Genomic DNA, 13,551 nt, shown 5'->3' with positions numbered 1-13,551 from the left:
TATACTAAAATTGATAATGATAGCAAAGATTGTATATAATTGTCTATTTTATCTTAATAATTCATTGGCTACTTTGCTTTGTTAAGCTAAAAAACCTAACACACTCGCACAGAAAAATGAAAAAACAGCTGCCCATTGGCTCTATCATGATTGATATTTCCGGCACTACGCTCAGTCAATACGATAAAGAAAAAATTGCCCATCCGAATACCGGGGCTATTATTTTATTTGCCCAAAATTATGCTGAACCACTGCAGGTAGCGGAACTGTGCCAACAAATCAAAGCAGCAAGAAAGGGGGCCATACTGATTGCGGTAGACCAGGAGGGTGGACGGGTACAACGCTTTCAAAATGGATTTACTCGCTTGCCACCAGTCGCTGCTTATGCAGAAAATCCGGCATTAACCGAAAATGCGGGCTGGTTAATGGCATCTGAATTACTCGTACTAGGCGTTGATTTTAGCTTTGCACCGGTGCTGGATATAGACTGTGGCGTTAGCCAGATTATCGGTAACCGTTCTTTTTCCAAAGATTGCGCACTAACCTGTCAACTCGCCAGTACCTTTAGAAAAGGCATGCAGAGCGCTGGAATGGCCGCTACCGGCAAGCATTTTCCGGGACATGGCGCGGTTGCTCTGGATTCTCATTTGGCATTACCGGTTGATGAGCGGGATTTTGACAGTATTTATAGTAAAGATATTCTACCCTTCAAACAATTGATTCAAGAAGGGCTAGAAGGCATTATGCCTGCACATGTCGTTTATCCGGCAATTGATGAATTACCTGCTGGATTTTCTGCTATCTGGATAAACGAGATTTTACGCAAACAATTAGGTTTTAATGGTGCTGTCTTTAGTGATGACCTAAGCATGGAAGGCGCGGCCTGTGTTGGTGATTTTACTGAACGGGCCAAACTTGCACGTCAGGCAGGCTGCGATATGATATTGGTGTGTAACAATGAATCTGCGGCGGAACAGGTTTTAGAAAGCACTCCGATTGAACCTGGCCCTATTCGTGAACAACGCTTATTGGCTATGCTGGGCAAAAACAGCCTGACTCCGCAACAGCTAAAAACCAGCAGCAGATGGCAATCAGTAAGTGAACAGTTAAGCAAGCTGTCTAATTCCTATGCTCAATGAAATTCAACAGGTACAAAAAAACGCCCTCTTACTATACTCGGCTAACGAGGTAGAAAATGCCATAGATGCAATGGCAGAAGACATTAATGCTCGCCTGACTAAAGCTAATCCAGTCATACTCTGTGTCATGAATGGCGGTATAGTCATTACAGGCAAGTTGATGATTAGGCTTAACTTTCCGTTAACACTCGATGCTATTAATGTCAGCCGTTATGGTCAGCAAACCAGCGGCAGTAATTTGAACTGGATACAAAAACCGGCAAGTTCTCTGCACAATAGAAACATACTTATTATTGATGATATCCTTGATGAAGGCATCACACTTAAAGCTATTTACCAATACTGCCAGGGACAGGGAGCAAGCCAGATTTATAGCGCAGTATTGGTCGAAAAACAGCTTGATAAAGTAAAGCCAATACAAGCTGACTTTATAGGCTTATCAGTTGCAAACCACTATATATATGGTTATGGTATGGATTATAAAGGATATTTGCGTAATGCGTCCGGGATCTATGCCTGCGCCGAAGTGTAAGTGACAGCTTAAACTATTTGATACAAAAACAGGAGTAAAAAAGCTTTAGCTTTTTTCTGCTAACGGCAATAGCTAAAGAATGTGCCTGAAATAATTTCTTCAGCTTGGGAATACAAGCAGCTTGCCTGCGAAACGCAGACTGTCAGCCCGCTCCCAATAAATATTTTGTTTAAGTTATTTTATGTACATCCCTAACCGCTATTACACTTCATGCCAATAAACACCTTGCCAACCCTGTAAAGTACAAAAATGAAAACAACTGCAATTATCGGTGGTTCTGGACTTACTCAAATACAAGCGATAAAAATCATTGAGCAAAAATATTACCAGACCCCCTATGGTTCACCCTCTTCTGCCTGTAGCATAGGCGAGTTTTGTGGACAACAAATCATTTTTCTGGCGCGTCATGGCGATCCTCATACTATTGCGCCACATAAAATTAACTATCGCGCTAATCTCTGGGCTTTAAAACAAGCCGGAGCAGAGCAAATTATTGCTGTTGCAGCTGTAGGAGGTATTACTCCTGAAATGTATCCAGCACGTATTGCTATCCCTAGGCAAATCATTGATTATAGCTATGGCCGGGAACATACTTATTTTGCCGAAGAAAAGGAAGCAGTAAAGCATATTGACTTCACTTTTCCTTACGATGAAAATCTACGCCAGCAATTAATAAATAGCGCCAAATTACTGCAACTAAATATACAGACTAATGGAGTCTATGGCTGCACACAGGGACCCAGACTGGAAACATCAGCGGAAATAGCGCGTATGGAGCGTGATGGCTGTGACCTGGTAGGTATGACAGGTATGCCCGAAGCAGTACTTGCCAGAGAACTGGAAATTCCTTATGCCTGCTGTGCTGTTATAGCTAATTGGGCAGCCGGCAAGTCCGCCGGTGAAATTACTATGCCGGAAATCATTAAAAACCTTGGGCAGGGTATGGCAGATACAGAACAATTATTACAACACTTTTTCTTACACACATCTTAATAGGATCTGACAAATGACAAATAGCATGACCGCTTTTGCCAATAGCGAAATGGATTTTGAAAACTTGACGATAAACTGCGAACTACGTTCAGTAAATCATCGCTATTGTGATATCAGTTTAAAAATTCCAGAGCGATTTCGGTTTGCCGAAGCAGATATACGCCGTATTATCAGTGATAATCTGAAGCGTGGAAAAATCGAATGCAGCCTTAGTTTTAAAAAACATAGTTTCGCGCAGCAACAGCTAAGCATTGACATGGATGCTGTTTCAGCTTTACTAGCAACCACTCAGAGTATTGAACACATAATGGATAGGCCGCAACCCTTTTCGGCACTTGAAGTTCTTGCTTTTCCTGGCATACAGATTGAAAAACAAAGTGACAAAACGGCCTTATTACAAGCCTTAGTAGCACTCTTAGAAACAGCCATCGATAATTTAATACTGGCACGACAACGTGAAGGCACTCAACTTAGCGAGCTAATTTCCAGCCGCTGCGTAAAAATGCAGAAGCTACTTAAGCAGGCACAAAACCGAATGCCTCTGGTTTTAGAGCACTTACGCACTAAGTTTAAACATCATATTGCTGAATTAGTTACCGAAGTCAATAACGACCGCGTGGAACAGGAAATGGTTCTATTAACTCAAAAACTAGATGTGGATGAAGAACTGGATAGACTAGACACACATATCATGGAAGTTTTACGTATTTTAGAACAAAGTGAGCCTATTGGTCGCCGTCTGGATTTTTTAATGCAGGAAATGAATAGAGAAGCAAATACTTTAGGTTCGAAATCAGCGGATAAAGAGATGACTGCAATTTCTATCGAGTTTAAAGTTCTGATTGAACAAATGCGCGAACAAGTACAGAACATAGAATAATATAGCATACGTATTCACGCAATACCATAAACCCAATAAAGCCGCTGCATAAGCGGTTTTTTTATGTCTGTTGAGTTGCAACCTATATCATCTAATCGCATAATAATGTCATCTAATCGCATGAAAAGTGTGTACCAAAACGTGTACCAAAAGCTGTTTTGTACACAATCCTTTGGTACACACTAGCGCAGCAAGCAAACTATAAGGGGTGTAAGAAATATGGCAAATCTCACTGATGTACAAATCAAGAGTTGGATTAAAAGCGATATACGTTTTGAAGGCAAAAGTGATGGCGATGGTTTATACATTTCATACAGAAAAACATTCTCAACGCCACGCTGGATATTTAGATTTAGGCTTGCTGGTAAACAAGAAACTTTGGGTATCGGTGATTATGGAAATTTATCTTTAGCGGATGCCAGAAAACAGGCCAAAGAATTATCCGCACGGGTGTCACTTGGCTATAACGTAGCGAATGAGAAACGTGAACGTAAAGCGAAGGAAGTGGAAAAAAGGGAGGCCAAAGCAAATGCCTTTACAGCGGGACAATTAGCGGATAAATATTTTAATGACCAGGTAGCCGGAAATGTTAAACATCCTAATATAGTACGATCTAAAATTGAAAGAGACATTAAGCCTTATATTGGTAAGCTGGCAGTTGACCAGGTAAAGCCTATGCACATAGACGCGATACTTAAAGCCGTTGTTGATCGTGGCGCGCCTACAGTGGCTAATGACGTATTGCGAATACTGAAACACATGTTTAATTATGCTGTTAAGCGTCACATTGTCGAATATAACCCGGCCTCTGCTTTTGAAACATCGGATGCGGGTGGTAAAGAATCATCACGGGATAAATACCTGGCCCAGGATGAATTAATAAATTTCTTTGCTGCTATGCGTAAAGCTAAAGGTTTTTCACGAGCAAACTTAATTACCATGCGCTTATTGTTGATGCTGGGTGTTCGTAAAAGTGAGCTTATAGAATCGAGACTATCTGATTTTGATTTAGAGGCTGGAACCTGGACATTAACCAAAGACAATACTAAGACAAAAGCAGGAATCATAATCCCCCTACCAAATCAGGCTATCGATTCTATTAATGAGTTAATTGGATTATCAGAATCAAGTGAGTGGCTATTACCAGCAAGAAAAGTACAGGAAAGACGATTACCCCACATATGCGAAAGCACCCTGAACGTAGCACTTAAAAAGGTTCTTAATGCTATGCCAGAGGGCTCAGAAACCTTTACTATTCATGACTTTAGACGTACAGCAAGAACTCATATTGAGGCACTAGGCTTTCCCCCACACATTGGAGAACGCTGTATTAATCACAAGATCAAAGGTGTTGAGGGCGTGTATAACCGATATGATTATTTTGAAGAGCGTAAACAAGCATTGCAAGCATTAGCTGATTTTCTGGAGATATGCGAAGGCAATGTCGCCTTAAATGTGATACCCATTAAACGAAAAAAAGCATAAGCTATAATTAAACAATAAAAGAGGAACAGCCATGCACGAACAATTTATAACCGATAAATCAGGGCAAAAAATATCCGTCATTTTGCCAATACATGAATACAATGAATTATTAGAGGATTTAAAAGACCTTGCTACTGTTGCAGAGTTAAAAAACGAGCCTACCGTATCACTTGATAGTGTAATTAAAAAACTTAAAGCCAATGACTTGCTATAAGGTAGAGCTAAAAAAATCAGCGGAAAAAAGCCTACTTAAACTACCTAAGCCAGTTATCGCAAAAGTAATCGACTTGCTACAAGGGCTTGTACATGAACCACGCCCAAGCGGGTGCAAAAAACTAACAGGTTCAACTAATACATATCGAATAAGAACAGGCGATTATCGCGTGGTGTACTCTATTTTTGATGATGTACTAGTGATTGATGTTATTAAGATCGGTCACCGTAAAGAAATTTATAAATACTAGGTTATAATTAATCACCAGTCTAGGCCATGCAAGCCGAAAGGCGGACTCGTTCCCCGCTTGACTGGTAACCCTTCTGGAACGAATACACTTTTAACGGGAGTGTTGTTAAATGGCTTTACCCGAAGCAATCTTAAATGAACTGAAATCACTGAATGGACTAACTGTAAGGCAAAGAGCTGAATATCGAAAATTACCAGACAGACTTAAAATAAGGCAAATTGTTGAGTTAACCTCTGATGATGAAAATGAGAGAGCTAGGTTTTCCCAGTACCTGGTTGAAAAATGCCGTACTAATGAATTGCCTCATTATGGTGATATTAATGGATGGCAGTGGATGGAAGGAAAGGACGAAAATCCATATCCAGAAATATTAAAAAGCAGCGCAGCATCAAATCTTAAAACCTTTATTGGCGTTATCACTAATGCAGTAAGAAATGGATCAGGCCTTAGTACTAGTTGTTCTGATTATAGAGGGGAAGTGACATATTATGAGCAGGATAATTACTGGATTTTAACCACTAAAGACACGTCACCAACTGATGAAATTCAGGAAGTCCACCCTGTAGAGCGTTTAAATAATATTCGTGCTAGAAACCTTAAACAATTACTTAATGGATTAAAGCATACACTTAACACACAGATAAAACCTACTGATTATCGTTGTATAGGATATGCAAAAGACTGCCTTATTCATAAAGATGACTTTTTGAAGCATATTCCTTTTGATGAAAATTGGTTAATAGCTAACTGGTTTGATGGCTCTCAAGTTCATTTGTGTTCGCCTAAAATTGAAACCAACACTAACTCAATAGGGATTGGCGATGAAAAGCGTCTAAAAGATTTAGAGGACTTTATTGATTTACTTGTTAAAACTGCCCAGGGCAAAGTACAAATTGACGTACTAGCCTTACCCATACCAAAGAAGTTATTTCTTAAGGTGTTAAAAGATAGGCACAAAGGAAAGAGTCACTGGAATATAGGAATTAGTGCTTTTGAAAATGTATGGGAGCTACGAGACCGCAAGATGTGCGGCATTAAAGGCGCAACACAGGAAAAAGGTAAATATTTCTTAAAAAATATTTTAGGATGAAAATAACTTTAAAATCATTAAGTTATAACATAATTTTACCTAGGCAAATTACCTAGGTAAGCGAGTTTTACCCACGTTACAACTCAAAAAAATGCAGGCAAACTGTTCCCAGTTCAAATTAAATCAACTAGGAGCAACACAATATGCCAGCTACAAAAAAACTTCCGGAAACCGGACTTATCAGACCAGCAACAGCGGCTAAATGCCTTGGTGTCAGTATCTCAACAATTTGGCGATGGGCAAAAAAACCAGGTTTCCCAGATAAAATAAAATTGTCAGACGGGATTACAGCGTTTAAAGCGGAAGAGATTCATGCTTGGATTGAGTCAAGACGCGATGGTGCTGTTTAATATGTTGACTAGTTCAGTAGCAGCCGCTATCATTACCACGCCTCTGAAACATTCAGGGGCCGGAATTTGCACTCCGAGTATAGGCCAGAAAAGGCCAGTATCTAAACTGGTTTTTTTATGTCCATCAAAAATTATTAACAAGGGATTATTCCCTGTTAAATCCTTTATGGTGGGCTGTATTGAGCAACCATTAATTTGGTTGGCCGGTGCCTATACCGGTAGTGCAAACTTGATACAGTCCATCGCCCAAGATTTTGCACTCAAGGACGGTGGTTTATTCCCCTATATAGGACATAAGCCGATGCCTAAATCCAATACCCAAAAACCGCTGACTATTTCTGTTAGCGAAACCAAACAAAAAACGTTACATATTCAGGCAGAGATAATCGGTTATTCAATCGAGTCATTTTGCCTTGATTCCAATACCAACACCCTCACAACATTAAAAAATGATGCGCTGGAGCTAGTGCGCCTGCTTGACGAGATCGATCATAACAACCAGCGCAAAACCTCATTATTCAATGTGCTGTCCAAAGGCACAAAACGGCTCATTGCTGAACGTGTGACATTCAACCAGGCGCGTCAATATCCCGACTGCATTATGATTTATTTATTAAACGTCACCCGCAATAACGAGCCGTTTGTTTCAGGTGAATATGAGACGGAGGAACAGGCTATTACTGCACTTGGAGCCTTGATGGATCAGTACGGTGATGAAATCACCTACACGCTTGATGAGCAGGCATAAAAAAGCCCCATAAACTAATTAATTTACGGGGCCTAATAATAACCAACAAACTAAAAAACGCTATACAAACAAAAGAGACATAAGTATAGCTTATTGTTGGTTATTTGTCTCGTAAAAAGGCCAAATAAAATGAAAAATTTATCAAATAAATCATTTCGCATGGGCGATGAATTTTTTCCACGTGTCAAACTGAAATCAGTTTTACAGCGCAATATGAGCGGTAAGCACCGCTTTATATCTTTACTAATTTAGGGGTGCTTCTAATGACTGATTTTTGGAAAGAAACACACCTTGAAATCAAAAAGCGTTTATTGTCCGACAGCCCAAAGGCGCGGGAATCAGGGGGTAAAATTGACGGGATTGTATGTCCTGATTGCGGCAAACATGAAGCGTATGCCTATATCGAAGAGCCTAATGTGGTTATGTGTCATCGCATGAGTCAGTGCGGAGCCAAGACTTTAACTCGCGAGCTTTACCCTGATTTATTCAACACTTTTGAAGAACGATTTAAACCCACGCCAACGAACCCACGTGCAACAGCTGAGGCATTTTTGCAGGCTCGGGGGATAGATACGGCAAGCCTTAATTTTTCTCAAGGTTCTGTGACTGAAAAAGGGAAAACTTATCCTACAGTCAGCATTGAATTTGATGGTGTAACATTCCAACGACTCATTGATTATACGGGTAGCAATAAAACCAGGCTCACAACCTACAAGGGCGAATGCTACGAAACTGATTCAGTAATAGGAGCCGAAGAAGTTTATGTTGTTGAGGGTATTTTTGATGCACTAGCTTTAGAGCAATCTGGATTACCCGCCATTGCTACGCTATCAAGCGTTCATAATCCAGAAAAATGTTTTAAACCGGGTGTTAATTACGTACTTGGTTTTGACAATGATATCGCTGGAATTAAAGCGTTAAATAAGTTTAAAAAATATCTTACCGAGCACTTAATTAGCTTTGATGTGCGAATTCCACCCAATGGTAAAGACTGGAATGATTTATTGCTAAGCGGTGATTTATCTGGTGACAAAAAAAACGAAACACTAACGCGTTGTCATTGGAATGGATCCCTAGCTTTAGCAAATAGCGCAAAAGATTATTACGAAAAATACTGTGAGCAAAGACCATATAGCAACATGGTTTTTGAGTTTAAAGGGCAAACGTATAAAGGATCATTTGAATTAAAAGACGATGGGCCGGAAAAGCATAAGGTCACTAGACTTCTGGATTGCATACTTGATATCGCCTATTCGATTGAGGATGCCAGCCTGCAATATGAAAGCCGTTTGTGTCATATCATCAATGCCGTATCAAATCGTGAGGGCATAAACACGATACGCTTTAAAGGCGCCGACTTTTCAGCACTCAATGACTTTAAATCTAAATTACTGCAATACAGATTATTGTTTTTTGGCAATGGCTACGATCTTACTTTGCTAGCAGAATACTTGTTCAAGAAAAATCCTATTAAAGTTCGCGAGTGCCAGGCACTGGGCTATGACTCTCATTCTGATTGTTATGTGTTTAATAATTTTATGTATGACAAAAATGGGAATCACCACGGGATTGATAGAGATGGCTACTTTCATCAATACAGACTAAAGCCATTTAGCGGGCAGGATAAGAGCGTTACCCGTATTCATAATGTCGATGCTGGAAAATTCATTAGTGATCTGCATGGAGCATACGGTGATAAGGGCATGCTTGCTCTAGGGTTTTGGATAGCAACATGCTTCTCTCATCTCATTTTTAAGGAGTTTGGGTTCTTCCCGTTCATGAGCTTTCATGGTGATCCACATTGCGGCAAAACTGATTTAACCACAACACTCAATAGATGTTTCTTTATTGATTCTGAGGGCTTGGCTATGAGTGGAGCCAACACTAAAAAAGGGGAACTTAGAATTATTAGCCAAAAATCTAGCATGGTCACGGCAATGCTAGAGGGGCGTAAAAATGATAGCAGATTTCAATATGACTCGATATTGCCGCTATATAACCGAAATAGTTTACAGGTTCGGGCCCAAACAACAAATGATAACCAGGTGCACGATCTTAAATTTACAGGTGCATTGGCATTTGTGCAAAATGTTGAGCAATTTGTCAGTAAACCAGCCAAAGAGCGCGTTGTATCTATAAAATTTACTCATGATGGTTTAGACGATACCTACAAATCATGGCAACAATTAAAAACTTATTCACCTGAGCAGCTGGCAGGCATAGGGCATTTTATCCTGGGCAATCGCGTTCATTTTGAAAAAGATATTAATGCCGTTATTAATGAAACAGCCGATTATTTACGCTCCAAGGGTGTGGGAATTGATCGTATAGCCAAAAATCATGCAGTAGCCTACGCTGGAGTTTCGTTATTCATGGAGATTGCTAAACCAGCAATAAAAGATGATTTACTTAATTTCACCCTTCAATCGGCCATGAGTAAGATTGAAACAGCAAGGAGCGAGTTATTGTTAGCTGATTATTTCATGGAATGTATCGATGGTTTTAACGAGCAACAAGGCGTTTGTCGTGATGATGAGCATCACCTGATTGTCCACATGCCGACAGCAATAAAATCTACTAATGAAACCTGGAATAAAACTGAATTACTCGAGCAATTAAAGTTAGTGGATGGATTTTCAGGAAAAAAAATATCAAGAGTGATTGATAAGCACAAACCAAAAGAGTGTTGGTACTTCAAAACAGAAAAACCGACCTTACAAATTTACAAACACCTACAGGCCTTGTAGATACTGGTCTGTAGTGTAAGGTTTTAAAAACTTACAAAAGTTTACAAGACCTTACAAAATTCAAATATAGGTAATTAATTTTACAGTCCTTACAAAAGTTTACAAATAACCTTACAGCGTAAGCGTTGATACGTAAGGCTTTCAATAGTTTGTAAATTTGTAAATTATATAAAAAATATTATTATGAAAATCACGCTATCAAACAAAATCGAAATTAAAACCACGCCCGATAATGAACGTAAGATTATTGACCAATTCACTTTTGATAATCCCAAGTATCAGAATGCTTTAGATTTTGGCAGAAGTACCTACAATTGAAACCTGGAATAAAACTGAATTACTCGAGCAATTAAAGTTAGTTGATGGATTCACAGAAATTAAAAATAGTCGTGCGTTCGGGAATCAAGGGAAATGCTGGTACTTTAAGTACGAAAACCGAGGTAACAAAGGTAACAATGCCTTACATGCCGCGTAGTTATTGACCTTAGCTGTTACCTTAGCAAAGGTAACAATGAGGTAACAGTCATTCAACAGCTACTCAATAAATCAATACAAAGTAACAAAGGTAACATTAGGTAACAATTAAGGTAACACTTAAAGCCTTTAAATATAAGGTCTAAAGAGTATTGTTACCTATGTTACCTATAAAAAATATTATTATGAAAATCACGCTATCAAACAAAATCGAAATTAAAACCACGCCCGATAATGAACGTAAGATTATTGACCAATTCACTTTTGATAATCCCAAGTATCAGAATGCTTTAGATTTTGGCAGAAGTACCTACAATGTTGAACGCTATATTCAATTAATTGAGCAATCGAGAGAACTTACAGCACCAATTGGAATACTTGAATATCTATTACAGGAATTCAGCCCCGAAGTAATCGATAACCGCAATGAAGTGCCTGTAAATATCCCATTTTTAGGAGACCTGAGAGACTACCAGCACGAATTTGTTAATAAGGCACTTATTGCTAATGGTGGTGTTTGTGTTGCCGCTACAGGTGCGGGTAAAACAGTTTCAGGCATTGCATTAGCATCACAATTACAACAGCGAACTTTGATACTCGTTAAATCTAAAGACCTTGCTAATCAATGGACTGGTGCTATTAAACAATTTACGGGATTAGATGCTGGCCTTATAGGTTGTGGCAAAAGCACTGAAGGAGAACAGTTCACCATAGGATTAACCCAGACCCTTAATAAACGTGACTGCTCACAACTTAATTATGGTTTAGTGATTGCTGATGAATGCCACAATCTGCCAGCAAGCCAGGCATTTACCGTGATAAACGGACTTAATTGCAAGTATAGATATGGTTTAAGTGCAACACCTCAGAGGCGCGACAATTTAGAGTTTATGATCCACGGGGCTCTTGGTGAAATATGTTCTGAAGTAAAAGAGGATCAATTAGAGGGTAAAGTGTTGCCTGTACGCATTAAAACAGTGCAGCATGAATTTAATACTGAGGTGGAAAGCTGGGCTGAGTTTTTAAATGCACTCGTGGATGATGAAAGCAGAAACTTAAAAATAGTTGGATATGCCATTAAGTCAAGTCAGGCTATGGGGACGATTATTTTGTGTAGCCAAATAAGGCATTGCGAGCTATTGGCCTCTATGCTTAAGGAGCGTGGCACTGATTCGCTGGTATTGCATGGTCAATTACCTGCTAAGGTTCGCGCTGAGCGTATGAAGAAATCACAGGATGCTCAATTAATTATAGGTACATTATCATTACTAAGTGAAGGCGTGGACATACCAAAGCTTTCATCACTTATATTTGCGAGCCCTGTATCGGCAGTTATCGATAAGGCAAGCCCTGCGGCAACTAGATTAATTCAGTCGATAGGTAGAGCGCGTAGACCATACACGGGTAAACGCTTTGCTTATATCCTGGACATTATCGATAAGTGCGGCTTTGGTGTGAGTGCCTTCAACAAGCGTTTAGCTATCTATGAACAACAAGGCTTTGAGGTAATTCAATGAAATTAATACAAAGACTTGGCTTTATCAGCTATGACGAGTATTGGGAGCATATACAAAATGAACGCGTTAAGACTGTGAAAATAAAATCACATGTAGATAAAATATATTCACAGTGATATTGTGTAAATAAATTCACACACATATAAAATAATTTCACAGGATTAAATAATATGAGTTATGACGGGACAACAGCATTACAACCAGTGATTGCTGAATTATTGGGCATTAGCCCCAAGTCACAAGAGCAAATAGCAAGGGCAACTAAAGAGGCCAAGATTGCATTGAGCATAGATCTTAAAGTTCGTAGGCTATCACCCGAGGATAGACTAAGGGTTTACGAGTATTTAAAGGGTGGGCAATTAGATAAAGCTGATACAAGTTCAGAGCCTAAGCCAAAGCAAATACCTGAACCAGGTCAACAGAAAACATCTGTAGAAATAAATTCACAGACTGTAGAAAGTATTTCACACCCTACTGATAATATAGTTTCACAGGATGTAGAAATAAAATCACAGATAGATATGGACTTAATTTCACAACCTGTAGAGATAGTTACACAGCTACTTGAAGTAACATTGAAAAATAATGTGATTACTGGTGTTTCGGTCAAGCATAACCATGTGAAAACTAATTCACATAATAGTAATTTAATTTCACAGGCTAATAACTTTGATGATGTACGCATTGCGTTCTATGTGACAGACCATAAAGAGCGTAAACGCCAAGTAATCAGCCTTGACGGGTTTTTTATTAACGCCCTGTGCAGTATTGGCATATCAAAGCAAGAAGTACCTCAATGGCTGCAAGCTCAAGTAGATGGTTGGACGGCTTTCGATAGTCATTTACCAAAAACACGCCAGGTTAAATATCTGATTATGCGTGAAGTGGTTAAGGGATTGAGCGGTTCTGATGCAGTGTTCTATGATGCAAGCTAAATATATTAAGTTGCCAATTTAGTTAAAATCTGACGGCTGAAAATTCAGCCATCAAAATATATTGATTATCGATGCAAAATTCAAATAAGCATAAATTCCCCAATTGGGGAAACCAAGATTACCAGTCAATTGGGATTCTTCAAACAATAGAGCACTGTAAAAAAAGCTAAGTCATTGATTCATAAGCCATGAATCAC

The 13,551-nt window shown here is 39.2% G+C and carries 14 protein-coding genes; all 14 read left to right on the top strand.

Translation table 11 applies throughout. The annotated features are described in order from the left end of the window. Positions 1 to 116: 116 nt before the first annotated feature. The 14 genes from nagZ (at position 117) to AU255_RS02220 (ending at position 13,354) form a co-directional block, all read left to right on the top strand. Positions 117 to 1,139: a beta-N-acetylhexosaminidase gene (nagZ, locus tag AU255_RS02285; RefSeq protein ID WP_080521374.1), complete on the top strand. Its 1,023-nt coding sequence runs from the start codon at positions 117 to 119 to the stop codon at positions 1,137 to 1,139. Beyond that, positions 1,129 to 1,671: a hypoxanthine-guanine phosphoribosyltransferase gene (locus tag AU255_RS02280; protein ID WP_080521373.1), complete on the top strand. Its 543-nt coding sequence runs from the start codon at positions 1,129 to 1,131 to the stop codon at positions 1,669 to 1,671. The genes nagZ and AU255_RS02280 overlap by 11 nt, the downstream gene beginning before the upstream one ends. Before the next feature lie 249 nt (positions 1,672 to 1,920). Next, on the top strand, positions 1,921 to 2,664 hold the full coding sequence (locus AU255_RS02275) for an S-methyl-5'-thioinosine phosphorylase (protein ID WP_080521372.1): 744 nt from the start codon (positions 1,921 to 1,923) through the stop codon (positions 2,662 to 2,664). Between the two features lie 13 nt (positions 2,665 to 2,677). Next, positions 2,678 to 3,544 carry a YicC/YloC family endoribonuclease gene (locus tag AU255_RS02270; RefSeq protein WP_080521371.1) on the top strand — a complete coding sequence of 289 codons (867 nt, stop codon included), beginning with the start codon at positions 2,678 to 2,680 and terminating at the stop codon, positions 3,542 to 3,544. A gap of 219 nt (positions 3,545 to 3,763) precedes the next feature. Then, positions 3,764 to 5,029 carry a tyrosine-type recombinase/integrase gene (locus AU255_RS02265; protein WP_080521370.1) on the top strand — a complete coding sequence of 422 codons (1,266 nt, stop codon included), beginning with the start codon at positions 3,764 to 3,766 and terminating at the stop codon, positions 5,027 to 5,029. 31 nt (positions 5,030 to 5,060) lie between these two features. Next, positions 5,061 to 5,243 (top strand): hypothetical protein, encoded by a 183-nt coding sequence (locus AU255_RS02260; protein ID WP_080521369.1) that lies wholly within the window; start codon positions 5,061 to 5,063, stop codon positions 5,241 to 5,243. Then, a complete protein-coding gene (locus AU255_RS02255) occupies positions 5,230 to 5,493 on the top strand; it encodes a type II toxin-antitoxin system RelE family toxin (protein WP_080521368.1) in 264 nt (87 codons plus the stop codon). Before AU255_RS02260 ends, AU255_RS02255 begins: the two co-directional genes overlap by 14 nt. Before the next feature lie 109 nt (positions 5,494 to 5,602). Then, positions 5,603 to 6,583: a hypothetical protein gene (locus tag AU255_RS02250; protein ID WP_080521367.1), complete on the top strand. Its 981-nt coding sequence runs from the start codon at positions 5,603 to 5,605 to the stop codon at positions 6,581 to 6,583. A gap of 143 nt (positions 6,584 to 6,726) precedes the next feature. Next, a complete protein-coding gene (locus AU255_RS02245) occupies positions 6,727 to 6,933 on the top strand; it encodes a helix-turn-helix transcriptional regulator (RefSeq protein WP_080521366.1) in 207 nt (68 codons plus the stop codon). After that, positions 6,896 to 7,681 (top strand): ash family protein, encoded by a 786-nt coding sequence (locus AU255_RS02240; protein ID WP_158083030.1) that lies wholly within the window; start codon positions 6,896 to 6,898, stop codon positions 7,679 to 7,681. Before AU255_RS02245 ends, AU255_RS02240 begins: the two co-directional genes overlap by 38 nt. A gap of 602 nt (positions 7,682 to 8,283) precedes the next feature. Next, entirely contained in the window at positions 8,284 to 10,428 is a 2,145-nt protein-coding gene (locus AU255_RS02235) for a toprim domain-containing protein (protein ID WP_158083029.1), read from the top strand. A gap of 183 nt (positions 10,429 to 10,611) precedes the next feature. Further along, positions 10,612 to 10,746: a hypothetical protein gene (locus AU255_RS21020; protein WP_269844754.1), complete on the top strand. Its 135-nt coding sequence runs from the start codon at positions 10,612 to 10,614 to the stop codon at positions 10,744 to 10,746. Positions 10,747 to 11,087: 341 nt separating this feature from the next. After that, on the top strand, positions 11,088 to 12,419 hold the full coding sequence (locus tag AU255_RS02225) for a DEAD/DEAH box helicase (RefSeq protein WP_080523256.1): 1,332 nt from the start codon (positions 11,088 to 11,090) through the stop codon (positions 12,417 to 12,419). 170 nt (positions 12,420 to 12,589) lie between these two features. Further along, positions 12,590 to 13,354, top strand: a complete 765-nt coding sequence (locus AU255_RS02220) for a hypothetical protein (RefSeq protein ID WP_080521362.1) — start codon at positions 12,590 to 12,592, stop codon at positions 13,352 to 13,354. The last annotated feature ends 197 nt before the right edge of the window (positions 13,355 to 13,551 follow it).

This window comes from Methyloprofundus sedimenti (assembly GCF_002072955.1).
In the GTDB taxonomy this organism is placed as follows: Bacteria; Pseudomonadota; Gammaproteobacteria; order Methylococcales; family Methylomonadaceae; genus Methyloprofundus; species Methyloprofundus sedimenti.
Note: the sequence above shows the minus strand (reverse complement) of the source record. Positions and strands in the feature narration are given on the sequence as shown.

What these genes read in the sequence shown, in the direction of transcription:
- nagZ (WP_080521374.1), top strand. Translation starts at nt 117, where the DNA reads ATGAAAAAACAGCTGCCCATTGGCTCTATCATGATTGATATTTCCGGC.
- AU255_RS02280 (WP_080521373.1), top strand. Translation starts at nt 1,129, where the DNA reads ATGCTCAATGAAATTCAACAGGTACAAAAAAACGCCCTCTTACTATAC.
- AU255_RS02275 (WP_080521372.1), top strand. Translation starts at nt 1,921, where the DNA reads ATGAAAACAACTGCAATTATCGGTGGTTCTGGACTTACTCAAATACAA.
- AU255_RS02270 (WP_080521371.1), top strand. Translation starts at nt 2,678, where the DNA reads ATGACAAATAGCATGACCGCTTTTGCCAATAGCGAAATGGATTTTGAA.
- AU255_RS02265 (WP_080521370.1), top strand. Translation starts at nt 3,764, where the DNA reads ATGGCAAATCTCACTGATGTACAAATCAAGAGTTGGATTAAAAGCGAT.
- AU255_RS02260 (WP_080521369.1), top strand. Translation starts at nt 5,061, where the DNA reads ATGCACGAACAATTTATAACCGATAAATCAGGGCAAAAAATATCCGTC.
- AU255_RS02255 (WP_080521368.1), top strand. Translation starts at nt 5,230, where the DNA reads ATGACTTGCTATAAGGTAGAGCTAAAAAAATCAGCGGAAAAAAGCCTA.
- AU255_RS02250 (WP_080521367.1), top strand. Translation starts at nt 5,603, where the DNA reads ATGGCTTTACCCGAAGCAATCTTAAATGAACTGAAATCACTGAATGGA.
- AU255_RS02245 (WP_080521366.1), top strand. Translation starts at nt 6,727, where the DNA reads ATGCCAGCTACAAAAAAACTTCCGGAAACCGGACTTATCAGACCAGCA.
- AU255_RS02240 (WP_158083030.1), top strand. Translation starts at nt 6,896, where the DNA reads ATGCTTGGATTGAGTCAAGACGCGATGGTGCTGTTTAATATGTTGACT.
- AU255_RS21020 (WP_269844754.1), top strand. Translation starts at nt 10,612, where the DNA reads ATGAAAATCACGCTATCAAACAAAATCGAAATTAAAACCACGCCCGAT.
- AU255_RS02225 (WP_080523256.1), top strand. Translation starts at nt 11,088, where the DNA reads ATGAAAATCACGCTATCAAACAAAATCGAAATTAAAACCACGCCCGAT.
- AU255_RS02220 (WP_080521362.1), top strand. Translation starts at nt 12,590, where the DNA reads ATGAGTTATGACGGGACAACAGCATTACAACCAGTGATTGCTGAATTA.